This is a genomic window from uncultured Dokdonia sp., assembly GCF_947492815.1.
Classification (GTDB): Bacteria; Bacteroidota; Bacteroidia; order Flavobacteriales; family Flavobacteriaceae; genus Dokdonia.
On sequence record NZ_CANLOB010000008.1, the window covers coordinates 16,185 to 29,642 of the forward strand.

General features: G+C 35.3%; 8 protein-coding genes. All 8 read right to left on the minus strand.

What is annotated here, in order from left to right:
- Positions 1-279 precede the first annotated feature (279 nt).
- Positions 280-2,169 (minus strand): molecular chaperone HtpG, encoded by a 1,890-nt coding sequence (gene htpG, locus Q1A01_RS09665; protein ID WP_299679578.1) that lies wholly within the window; start codon positions 2,167-2,169, stop codon positions 280-282.
- Between the two features lie 161 nt (positions 2,170-2,330).
- Entirely contained in the window at positions 2,331-2,771 is a 441-nt protein-coding gene (locus Q1A01_RS09670; RefSeq protein ID WP_299679581.1) for a hypothetical protein, read from the minus strand.
- A gap of 38 nt (positions 2,772-2,809) precedes the next feature.
- Positions 2,810-3,130, minus strand: coding sequence for a DUF3467 domain-containing protein (locus tag Q1A01_RS09675; RefSeq protein ID WP_299679584.1), 321 nt, complete (start codon positions 3,128-3,130; stop codon positions 2,810-2,812).
- Positions 3,131-3,372: 242 nt separating this feature from the next.
- On the minus strand, positions 3,373-7,674 hold the full coding sequence (gene rpoC, locus Q1A01_RS09680) for a DNA-directed RNA polymerase subunit beta' (protein ID WP_299679587.1): 4,302 nt from the start codon (positions 7,672-7,674) through the stop codon (positions 3,373-3,375).
- Positions 7,675-7,774: 100 nt separating this feature from the next.
- Positions 7,775-11,593 (minus strand): DNA-directed RNA polymerase subunit beta, encoded by a 3,819-nt coding sequence (rpoB, locus tag Q1A01_RS09685; protein ID WP_299679590.1) that lies wholly within the window; start codon positions 11,591-11,593, stop codon positions 7,775-7,777.
- A 197-nt stretch (positions 11,594-11,790) separates the two neighbouring features.
- Positions 11,791-12,165: a 50S ribosomal protein L7/L12 gene (gene rplL / locus Q1A01_RS09690; protein ID WP_299679593.1), complete on the minus strand. Its 375-nt coding sequence runs from the start codon at positions 12,163-12,165 to the stop codon at positions 11,791-11,793.
- 59 nt (positions 12,166-12,224) lie between these two features.
- Positions 12,225-12,746, minus strand: coding sequence for a 50S ribosomal protein L10 (gene rplJ / locus Q1A01_RS09695; protein ID WP_299679596.1), 522 nt, complete (start codon positions 12,744-12,746; stop codon positions 12,225-12,227).
- Positions 12,747-12,756: 10 nt separating this feature from the next.
- Positions 12,757-13,455, minus strand: a complete 699-nt coding sequence (rplA, locus tag Q1A01_RS09700) for a 50S ribosomal protein L1 (protein ID WP_299679599.1) — start codon at positions 13,453-13,455, stop codon at positions 12,757-12,759.
- Positions 13,456-13,458 lie beyond the last annotated feature (3 nt).

Sequence of the window (13,458 nt, forward strand, 5' to 3'; positions counted from 1 at the left end):
AATGTACGTTTTTAAAGATACGTACTAATTGGACGCAAAAAACATAAGAATGTTACGTGTTTACGAGCTATATTTGAGTTTGTGATAGCTATTGATTCTTTATACGCTTTCGCGAAAGCATAAAAAAACCACTTCCTAACATCTAGAAAGTGGTTCTTCTTATATGTATTTAAGTTTTAATACGTCAAACTAAATTTGTTTCAGTTTCTCAAAGCAATCCACCTGACTCAGTGAGATTCTGAAATACATTCAGAAGGACGAAAATCTTATTTTTATATTTTATTTTATCATGCTATACGATCGCTTGATAAAATCAGTAAGTTCTTCTCCTTTTAATAGGTTTTGAGAAAGCTTAGCAAGATCAAAAGATTGCTTAATTAAGCGTTCTTTCTTCTTTGAGGTTTTTGTATTCATAATTTCAGAAACCAATTCGTGATTTGCATTTACAACAAGATTGTACATGTCTGGCATATTACCCATACCAAACATTCCGCCACCACCGCCAGATTGCTGCATCTCTTTCATACGACGCATGAATTCTGGTTGTGTAATAATAAACGGCGCTGCTTCACTATCCATCGCTTCCATTTGAACGGTATATGAAGTATCTCCAATAGCTTCTGTAATGACAGTTTTAAGAGATTCTTTCTCTTCATCAGATAATTTACTGATTTGCTCTTCTTCTTTCTTAATAAGGTTATCTACATGGTCACCATCAACACGAACAAAAGAAACGTTTTCTTTACTAGTCTCAAGTTTTTGAATTAAATGACTTACAATAGGAGAGTCTAATAATAATACTTCATACCCTTTGTCTTTTGCACTTTGGATATATGCATGTTGCTCATCCTTATTACTTGCATATAAAACAACTAGTTTATTGTCTTTATCTGTTTGCGTATCTTTTATTTTAGCTTCTAACTCTTCCCAAGTAAAGAAGGTATCATCTACGGTAGGATATAGTGCAAATTTATCTGCTTTTTCGAAGAATTTTTCTTCAGAAAGCATTCCATACTCTATCACTACTTTGATATCATTCCATTTCTTTTCAAAATCTTCGCGATCATTATTAAATAATGATTTTAGCTTGTCTGCTACTTTACGAGTAATGTATCCTGAAATTTTCTTTACCGCACCATCTGCTTGTAAATAACTACGAGATACATTAAGAGGAATGTCTGGAGAATCTATTACCCCACGTAACATTGTTAAGAAATCTGGCACAATTCCTTCTACATTATCAGTAACAAATACTTGATTTTGATATAATTGGATACGATCTTTCTGAGCGTTCATATCTTGTCCAAGCTTAGGGAAATATAAGATTCCTGTTAGGTTGAATGGATAATCTACATTAAGATGTATATTGAAAAGAGGTTCTTCAAACTGCATTGGATACAGCTCACGATAGAAATTCTTATAATCTTCTGTCTCTAAGTCTGTCGGTTGTTTTGTCCAAGCTGGATTAGGGTTATTAATGATATTATCAACCTCCTGTGTTGGTGCTGGATCTTCTTCTTTTGCGTCTTCTGGTTTTGGAAGCGTTTCTGTTTTCATACCAAACTTAATTGGTACAGGCATAAATTTATTGTACTTCGTTAACAACTCAGTAATACGCCCTTCTTCAAGAAACTCTGTACTATCTTCTGCTATATGAAGAATAATCTCAGTACCTCTGTCTGCTTTATCTGCAGCTACAAGTGTGAACTCTGGTGAACCATCACAACTCCAATGTGCCGCTGGTTCATCTTTATGAGATTTTGTAATAATCTCTACTTTTTCTGCTACCATAAATGCAGAATAGAACCCTAAACCAAAGTGTCCTATAATTCCTGCATCTTTTGCAGAATCTTCATATTTATTTAAAAACTCTTCTGCTCCAGAAAAAGCTACTTGATTAATGTACTTCTCTACTTCATCGGCAGTCATCCCTAGACCTTGATCTATAATATGAAGTTTCTTTCCTTCCTTATCTACTTTTACTTCAATAAGCGGATTTCCATATGTTACTTTAGATTCTCCTATACTAGCAAGATGCTTTAGTTTAAGAGTTGCATCTGTTGCATTAGAAATTAATTCTCTAAGAAATATTTCGTGATCACTATATAAGAACTTTTTAATAAGTGGGAAGATATTTTCTACCGACACATTAATTTTTCCTGTTGACATATCTTTATTTTTTGATAATTAGTTATTCTACTTTCCGAAATGAATTAGACAAAAAAAATACCAAGGTATAGAATATGACAAGATGGCATTGCAGCAAACAAAAAAAGCCAAGAATAATGAAATAATCTTAGCTTTGTATTTAGTTGTCAATAAATTAACTCTCAATAATCCATATATTCATTAAATAGATCTAAGCTAACTTTTTTCGCTTTCTCAACAGTTGTCGTAATATGTAGATGAGTAGGTTTAATCCAATCTATTAAAGTATTGATTCCTTCTTCATTTTCTGGTTTTATAAGTATTACAGGAAGCATCTTTTCTTCTTTATCTCTTCCTATTACTTTAAAGAAATTAATTGTTTTACGTAATCTATCCCCGAAAGAGTATTCTAAATCAGAAAAATCTAAAATTAAGGCATAGCAATTCATTTGAAAATAATACTGACATACTTTCCCAAACAAATAATCTGACGCATTATTTCCTTTTGATCCATTCGCTATATGACCAGAAACTTCGCAAAGCAAAAACTGAAAATCTTCATCTATTTGAAAAGATACAGATAGACTATCATCCTTATCATAATTAACTTTATAGAACTTCATATACGCATGTTCTTAGTAAGTACTAATACAGTATTACATTATGCCTGTCCTGTAGGTCCAAAATTTAAAGGAATAGGCTGTTTCTCATAATCTTTGATTTCTCCGTGAGCGCTTTCAAAACGTTTGATGTTTTCTGCTAATGCTTTTGTTAATCTCTTGGCATGTTGAGGCGTAAGAATGATTCTGGATTTCACTTTACTTTTAGGAGTTCCAGGCATAATATTTACAAAGTCAACTACAAATTCTGATACCGAATGATTAATAATTGCTAGATTCGAATAGGTACCTTGAGCAACAGCTTCATCTAATTCTATATTGATTTGTCCTTTTTTCTTTTGAGTGTTTTTATCGTCTGCCATAGTATTTAATTTTCGCAAAGGAGGGAATCTCGTCCACACATTCACAAATTGTTATTTTCTTAACTGAGTATCCCGTATTCAGGATAAAATATTGAATAGCGAAGGCAGAAATCTTATTCTATCTATCGCAATTACTGTGTATATGTTTTACGCTTTCGCGAAAGCTTATTAATTTAAAAATCCCATCTTACAAGATGCAAGATGGGATTGGTATTATAAATTAGTATGCTTTTAAGAGCGTATTAATTATAATTTACTTCTTGCTTTTCAGCCATCATATTCTGTAAGTCTTCTTTGCTACCTACGATAATATTATCATAGCGACGCATACCTGTACCTGCTGGTATTTTATGTCCAACAATTACATTCTCTTTAAGACCTTCTAAGGTATCTACCTTACCGCTTACAGCAGCTTCGTTTAATACTTTAGTTGTCTCTTGGAAAGAAGCTGCAGATATAAATGATTTCGTTTGAAGCGATGCTCTTGTAATACCTTGAAGGATTGGCGATGCTGTTGCTGGAGTTACTTCTCTAGCTACAACAAGGTTTTTATCTTCTCTTCTCAGTATTGAGTTTTCATCTCTAAGCTCACGTGGCGAAACAATCTGACCTGCTTTTAGGTTTTCTGAATCTCCTTCGTCTTCAACTACTTTCATTCCAAAAATAGCATCATTCTCTTCAATAAAATCTGCTTTATGTACTAATTGATTCTCAAGGAAAATAGTATCTCCCGGATCTTCAATACGTACTTTACGCATCATCTGACGTACTACTACTTCGAAGTGCTTATCATTAATCTTCACCCCTTGTAAACGATATACTTCTTGTACTTCATTTACTAAGTATTGTTGTACAGCCGATGGGCCTTTAATATTTAAAATATCATTTGGTGTTACAGAACCATCAGATAATGGCATACCTGCTCGTACATAATCATTTTCTTGTACAAGAATCTGATTAGATAATTTCACTAAGTATTTCTTTATTTCTCCTAATTTAGACTCAACGATAATCTCACGATTACCACGTTTGATCTTACCAAAAGAAACAACTCCATCAATAGCAGAAACTACTGCTGGGTTAGAAGGGTTACGTGCTTCAAATAATTCTGTTACACGTGGTAGACCTCCTGTAATATCTCCTGCTTTTGCAGATTTACGAGGTATTTTAACAAGAATCTTTCCTTCTTTTACTTTATCACCATCATCTATCATTAAGTGAGCCCCTACTGGAAGGTTATAAGAACGTAATGCATTACCATCAGCATCCTCAATAATCAATGTAGGTATCTTCTTCTTATCTCTAGATTCTGAAATTACTTTCTCTTGGAATCCTGTTTGTTCATCAGTTTCTACACGGTATGTAATACCTTGCTCAATACTTTCGAATTTGATTCTTCCAGAGAATTCAGAAATTACAACTCCGTTAAATGGATCCCACTTACAAATAACCTCTCCTTCTTTTACAGTAGCTCCAGACTCCATAAAGAGTTGAGAACCGTAAGGAATAGCATTTGTACTTAACGTGATTCCAGTTTTAGGATCTGTAATTTTAGCTTCAGAAGTACGAGAGATAACAATAAGAGCTTCATTACCCTCATTATCTTCTCCTTTTACTGTCTTAAGATCTTCTATTTCTAATTTACCTGGGAATTTCACTTTTACATTACTATCTTCAGAAACACCTCCTGCTACCCCTCCTACGTGGAACGTACGAAGTGTAAGCTGTGTACCAGGCTCCCCAATAGATTGTGCTGCAACAACACCTACAGCCTCACCCATTTGTACTGTTTTACCAGTAGCTAGGTTACGACCATAACATTTCACACAGATACCTTTCTTAGCCTCACAAGTAAGCGCTGATCTTACTTCTACGCTTTCGATAGGAGCAGCACCAATAGCATCTGCCATATCTTGTGTGATCTCTTCTCCAGATTCAACTAAGATTTCATTATTTAATGGGTTTACAACATCATTTAATGATGTTCTACCAACAATACGATCTGCTAGTTTTTCTACAACCTCTTCATTCTTCTTAAGAGCTGTTACTTCAACACCTCTTAATGTTCCACAATCATGACTATTAATAATCACATCTTGTGACACATCTACCAAACGACGTGTTAAGTATCCTGCATCTGCTGTTTTAAGAGCGGTATCTGCAAGACCTTTACGAGCACCGTGAGTAGAAATAAAGTATTCAAGAATAGAAAGACCTTCTTTAAAGTTAGAAAGAATTGGGTTTTCAATAATAGCTCCACCTCCATCATTAGATTTCTTAGGTTTTGCCATCAGACCACGCATACCTGTAAGCTGACGAATCTGTTCTTTAGATCCACGAGCTCCAGAGTCAAGCATCATATATACCGAGTTAAATCCTTGCTGATCTTCACGGATACGCTTCATAGATAATTCTGTAAGCTCACCATTTGTAGAAGTCCAAACATCAATTACTTGATTGTAACGTTCAGTATTGGTAATAAGACCCATGTTATATGAGCTTGTAATACCATCTACTTCAGCATTAGCTTCAGCAATCATTGTATGTTTTTCTGCTGGAATAATGATATCTCCAAGTGAGAACGATAATCCCCCACGGAATGCATATCCATATCCCATAGTCTTAATAAGATCTAGGAATTCTGCAGTTTGTGGTACACTTGTTACTTTTAATATGTTACCAATAATATCACGTAATGATTTCTTAGTAAGTACCTCATTAATATATCCTGCTACTTCTGGTACCGCTTCATTAAATAATACACGACCTACTGTAGTATCAATAACTTGATATGAAAGATTTCCTTCTTCATTATAATCTAAAGCACGTACTTTAATCATCGCGTTAATATCTACGCGCTTCTCATTGTAGGCGATCGTTACTTCTTCTGCAGAGTAGAAAGTAATTCCTTCTCCTTTTACATGGAATTCAGGAGTCGATTTTCTGGCCTTTGTCATATAGTAAAGACCTAATACCATATCCTGAGACGGTACCGTTACAGGTGCTCCATTTGCAGGGTTTAAGATATTATGTGAAGCAAGCATTAATAATTGTGCTTCAAGAATCGCCTCTGGTCCTAATGGTAAATGTACTGCCATCTGATCACCATCAAAATCGGCGTTAAATGCTGTACATACCAGTGGGTGTAATTGTATTGCTTTTCCTTCAATAAGTTTAGGTTGGAATGCTTGTATTCCTAAACGGTGAAGTGTAGGAGCACGGTTTAGAAGTACTGGATGTCCTTTAAGAACATTCTCTAGTATATCCCAAACTACTGGCTCTTTTTTGTCTATAATTTTCTTTGCAGATTTTACAGTCTTTACAATTCCTCTTTCAATCAACTTACGGATTACAAAAGGCTTATAAAGTTCGGCAGCCATTCCTTTAGGAAGACCACATTCAAATAATTTAAGTTCTGGACCAACAACAATTACTGAACGTGCAGAATAATCAACACGCTTTCCAAGTAAGTTTTGACGGAAACGTCCTTGCTTTCCTTTTAAAGAATCAGAAAGTGATTTAAGTGGTCTGTTACTATCTGTTTTTACTGCAGATGACTTACGTGTATTATCAAAAAGTGAATCTACAGACTCCTGTAGCATACGTTTTTCATTACGTAAAATTACTTCTGGCGCTTTGATTTCCATCAAACGCTTTAGACGGTTATTACGTATAATTACACGACGATATAAGTCATTTAAATCTGATGTTGCAAAACGTCCTCCATCTAGTGGTACTAATGGACGTAATTCTGGTGGAATCACCGGAACTACTTTCATAATCATCCACTCAGGAAGGTTCTCACGGTTTTTATTTGCATCACGTAACGCTTCTACAACTTGAAGACGTTTAAGTGCCTCTGTTTTACGTTGCTTAGACGTTTCATTATTTGCTTTGTGACGTAATTCATAAGAAAGTGCATCAAGATCGATACGTCTTAATAATTCAATAAGACACTCAGCACCCATCTTAGCGATGAATTTATTAGGATCTGTATCATCAAGATATAAATTCTCTTGAGGTAATGCATCTAATATATTAAGGTACTCTTCTTCTGTTAGGAAATCCATTTTTTGTAATGGCTCTCCTTCTTCGTTTGTTGCAATACCAGGTTGGATTACTACATAACGCTCATAATAGATAATCATATCAAGCTTCTTAGAAGGAAGCCCTAATAAATATCCGATTTTGTTTGGTAAACTTCTAAAGTACCAAATGTGAGCTACAGGCACTACAAGACTAATGTGTCCTACGCGATCACGACGTACTTTCTTTTCTGTTACTTCTACACCACAACGGTCACATACGATTCCTTTGTAACGTATTCTTTTATATTTTCCACAAGCACACTCATAGTCTTTTACAGGACCAAAAATACGCTCACAGAACAACCCGTCACGCTCTGGTTTGTGCGTACGATAGTTGATAGTTTCTGGCTTTAAAACTTCACCTTTAGAAGCTCCCAAAATAGATTCTGGAGAAGCAAGACCTATAGAGATCTTGTTAAAGCGCTTTTGTGTTGCATTATCATTCTTTCTTGCCATAATTCAATGTATGCGAATTAATTAAATTTGTGTTGTTTGATGGTCCGCTTTCGCGAAAGCGTACTCAAAAAAATACGCTTCCGCTATAGGGTATATCAAACTACTCTTCCAGACGAATGTCTAGTCCTAGTCCTTTAAGTTCGTGCATTAATACGTTGAACGATTCTGGTAAACCTGGCTCTGGCATAGGTTCTCCTTTTACGATACTTTCGTATGTTTTTGCTCTACCGATTACATCATCAGACTTTACAGTTAAGATTTCACGTAGGGTACTTGATGCTCCATAAGCCTCAAGAGCCCAAACTTCCATCTCTCCAAAACGCTGACCTCCAAACTGCGCCTTACCTCCTAAAGGTTGTTGCGTAATTAAAGAGTATGGTCCGATAGAACGCGCGTGCATCTTATCATCTACCATGTGTCCTAGTTTTAACATATAAATCACACCTACGGTCGCTGGTTGATCAAAACGATCTCCCGTACCTCCGTCAAATAAGTATGTATGTCCAAAACGTGGAATACCAGCTTCATCAGTTAAGGCATTGATCTCATCAAGAGAAGCACCATCAAAAATAGGGGTCGCATAAGTCTTACCTAATTTTTGACCTGCCCATCCAAGTACAGTCTCATATATCTGTCCGATATTCATACGAGAAGGTACCCCTAGTGGATTCAATACAATATCTACTGGTGTTCCATCTTCTAAGAAAGGCATATCTTCTTGACGAACGATACGTGCAACAATACCTTTGTTACCGTGACGTCCTGCCATCTTATCTCCTACTTTAAGTTTACGCTTTTTAGCAATATAAACTTTAGCGAGTTTGATAATTCCTGAAGGAAGCTCATCTCCTACTGAGATTGTAAATTTCTCACGACGAAGATTTCCTTGAAGATCATTTTCTTTAATCTTATAATTGTGAAGTAAATCTGCAACAAGAACGTTTGTATCCGCATCAGTTGTCCACGTACCTTGTGTAAGGTGTGTATAATCTTCTACAGAGTTTAACATCTTAAGGGTATACTTCTTTCCTTTTGGAAGTACTTCTTCTCCAAGGTCATTCATTACCCCTTGTGCTGTTTTTCCATTTACAAGCTTAAACAACTTTTCAATTAATGTTGCTTGTAAATCATCAAACTTCACATCGTATTGAGACTCAAGTACAGCGATATCCTCTTTGTCTTTTGCTCTCTTACGCTTATCTTTTATAGCTCTTGCAAATAACTTTTTGTTAATTACAACACCATGAAGAGATGGTGATGCTTTTAATGAAGCATCTTTTACATCTCCTGCTTTATCTCCAAAAATTGCACGAAGTAATTTTTCTTCTGGAGTAGGATCAGATTCCCCTTTAGGTGTAATCTTACCAATAAGTATATCTCCAGGTTTTACTTCAGCACCGATACGAATCATTCCATGCTCATCAAGGTCTTTTGTAGCCTCCTCAGAAACATTAGGAATATCATTAGTTAACTCTTCGTTACCTAATTTTGTATCACGTACATCTAAAGAATATTCATCAATATGAATAGACGTAAAGATATCATCACGTACTACTTTTTCAGAAATTACAATCGCATCCTCAAAGTTATACCCTTTCCAAGGCATAAAGGCTACTTTCATATTTCTACCCAATGCTAACTCACCATTTTCAGTAGCATATCCTTGAGATAATACTTGCCCTTTATGTACACGGTCCCCTTTTCTAACAATAGGTTTAAGGTTGATACTTGTACTTTGGTTTGTCTTACGGAATTTAATAAGATTGTATGATTTAATATCATCATCAAAACTTACTAATACTTCATCTTCCGTACGATCGTATCGTATATCGATTCTATTAGCATCTACATATTCAACAGTACCTGCACCTTCTGCATTTATTAATACACGTGAATCTGTAGCTACTTGTCTTTCTAATCCTGTTCCAACAATAGGAGCATCTGCTCTTAATAAAGGTACTGCTTGACGCATCATGTTTGATCCCATCAATGCACGGTTTGCATCATCATGTTCCAAGAATGGAATTAAAGATGCAGATATAGATGCAATTTGATTAGGAGAAACATCAGCATAATGTACTTCAGATTTTTCCACTACAGGGAAATCACCTTCCATACGAGCAATTACTTTATCTAACTCGATAGTACCATCATCGTTCATAGGATTGTTTGCTTGCGCAATTAACATTCCTTCTTCTTCTTCGGCACTTAAGTATCTTGGTTCTGTTGTTAAATCAATTTTACCATTTTCTACTTTACGGTATGGCGTCTCAATGAATCCCATACTATTCACTTTTGCATATACAGAAAGTGAAGAGATCAGACCAATATTTGGTCCTTCAGGAGTTTCAATAGGACATAAACGACCGTAATGTGTATAGTGAACATCACGCACCTCAAATCCTGCACGTTCACGAGATAAACCTCCTGGTCCAAGTGCAGATAAACGACGTTTATGTGTAATCTCAGCTAGTGGATTGGTTTGATCCATAAACTGTGATAATTGGTTTGTACCAAAGAAAGAATTAATTACAGAAGACAATGTCTTTGCATTAATCAAATCTATAGGAGTAAATACTTCGTTATCACGCACATTCATACGTTCTCTAATGGTACGAGCCATACGGGCAAGACCTACACCAAATTGTGCCGATAATTGTTCTCCTACAGTACGTACACGTCTGTTAGAAAGGTGATCAATATCATCAATCTCTGCTTTTGAGTTAATTAACTCAATAAGGTATTTAATGATGGTAATGATATCTTCTTTGGTAAGAACTTGCTTATCCATATCGATATCAAGTCCTAATTTTTTATTCATTCTGTAACGACCTACTTCACCTAAGTTATAACGTTGGTCAGAAAAGAATAATTTGTCAATAATACCACGTGCCGTTTCCTCATCTGGCGGCTCTGCATTACGTAATTGACGGTAAATATGTTCTACAGCTTCTTTTTCAGAGTTTGTAGGGTCTTTTTGAAGCGTATTATGTATGATGGCATAATCTGCTTGCTGATTATCTTCTTTATGTAAAAGAATTGTTTTAGCTCCTGCTTCAACAATCTCTTCTACGTGTTCTTTCTCTAGTATCGTATCACGATCTAAAACGATCTCGTTACGTTCTATAGATACAACCTCTCCTGTATCTTCATCAACAAAATCTTCATGCCATGTATTTAGTACACGTGCAGCAAGTTTTCGTCCTAAATATTTTTTAAGTCCAGTTTTAGAAACTTTAACCTCTTCTGCAAGATCAAAAATTTCAAGGATATCTTTATCTCTTTCAAAACCAATAGCACGGAACAATGTTGTTACAGGTAACTTTTTCTTACGATCAATATATGCATACATTACACTATTGATATCTGTAGCAAATTCTATCCAAGATCCTTTAAAAGGAATTACTCTGGCAGAATAAAGCTTTGTTCCATTGGCATGGAAAGATTGTCCAAAAAATACTCCTGGTGAACGGTGTAACTGAGAAACTACGACACGTTCTGCACCATTAATAACAAATGTACCACTAGGAGTCATGTAAGGAATTGTACCTAAATACACATCTTGTACAATGGTTTCAAAATCTTCATGCTCTTCATCTGTACAATATAATTTTAGACGTGCTTTCAAAGGCACACTATATGTAAGACCTCTTTCTATACATTCTTGTATAGAATATCTTGGTGGGTCTACAAAGTAATCTAAAAATTCGAGTACAAAGTTATTACGGGTATCAGTAATAGGGAAGTTCTCAAGGAAAGTGTTATAAAGCCCTTCATCACCTCTTTCATCTGGTTTTGTCTCCAGTTGGAAGAAATCTTGAAAGGATTTTACTTGAATATCCAAGAAATCTGGATAATCAGGTCTATTCTTTACCGATGAGAAACTAATTCTTTCTGCTTGTTTTGCATCTTGCATCATCAACGAACGGAATTTGATTAGAAACTAGATTTACTGTTGGGGTAAATCGATTTTTGATTTTATTTTTAAGACACTAAAATCAAGAAAAAGTCTTTGTTACACTATGGTAACCTTTATATACGACAAATGGTTTAGGTCAAATTATGCTTTAATATAAGCACAACAGACCTAAACCTTTATGTCTTTATTATTAGAGCTTACTTAAGCTCAACTTCAGCTCCTGCCTCTTCTAATTGAGCTTTAAGTGCTTCAGCTTCATCTTTAGCTACACCTTCTTTAATTGGAGATGGAGCGTTATCAACTAATCCTTTTGCATCTTTAAGACCAGCACCAGTTAATTCTTTAACTAATTTTACTACTGCTAATTTAGAAGCACCAGCTGCTGTAAGGATTACGTCAAATTCAGTTTGCTCATCTTCAGCGTCTCCGCCACCAGAACCACCGCCTTGAACTACTGCCGCTGCTGCTGCAGGCTCAATACCATACTCCTCTTTTAATATACCAGCTAACTCATTTACTTCTTTTACTGTAAGGTTAACTAATTGTTCTGCGAATTCTTTTAAATCTGCCATTTTTCTATCGTTTTTAAAAAAATAATCTTAATTATATAATTGTTAATAGTGCGTACTGCCTAACCTTCCTTTTCAGAAAGGGTTTTGATAATACCAGCGATTGTACTTCCTCCAGATTTAAGAGCGCTAACAACGTTCTTAGCAGGAGACTGAAGTAATCCAACGATTTCTCCAATAAGTTCTTCTCTCGATTTGATATCTACCAGTGCATCTAGTTGGTCATCTCCAACATAGATAGCTTCTTCAATAAATGCTCCTTTTAATAAAGGTCTGTCAGCTTTCTTACGAAACTCTTTAATCACCTTTGCTGGCGCATTACCTGTTTCAGACAACATAATTGCAGTGTTCCCTTTTAAAACTTCAGGAAGTTCTGCAAAATCTTTATCTGATGCGTCCATTGCTTTTGAAAGCAATGTATTTTTAACTACTGCTAATTTAACTCCTGCTTTAAAACATGCACGACGTAACTTTGAGGTATTGTCTGCATTTAAACCAGAAATATCTGCTAAATAGATATTAGTACTATCTGCTAATTGTGTAGTTAAATTTTCTATTACTTGTGATTTCTCTTCTCTTGTCATAATTTCTAATTTAACTAGTAGCGTAACTTTTAGAATCTACCTCAATTCCAGGACTCATTGTACTAGACATGAAGATACTTTTAATGTATACTCCTTTTGCTGTGGTAGGTTTTAATTTCACTAATGTACTAAGTAGTTCTTTTGCATTACCCGCAATTTTATCAGCATCAAAAGATGCTTTTCCTACAGATGCGTGTACAATACCAGTTTTATCAACTTTAAAGTCAATTTTACCAGCTTTTACATCTGAAACTGCTTTGGATATATCCATAGTTACAGTACCTGTTTTTGGGTTAGGCATTAAACCACGTGGTCCAAGAACACGTCCTAATGGTCCTAATTTACCCATAACACTAGGCATTGTAATAATTACGTCTACATCTGTCCAACCACCTTTGATTTTATCAAGGTACTCATCAAGACCAACATAATCTGCACCAGCTGCTTTTGCATCTGCCTCTTTATCAGGAGTAACAAGTGCAAGCACTTTTACATCCTTACCAGTACCGTGTGGTAATGTTACTACACCACGAACCATCTGGTTTGCTTTACGAGGATCTACGTTAAGACGTACAGCAATATCTACGGAAGCATCGAAATTTACGTTGCTTACTTCTTTTATTAAAGCAGAAGCATCATCAATACTGTAAGCTTTACCAGCTTCAATCTTGCTATGATTCTCTTTTTGCTTTTTTGTTAATTTTGCCATTTT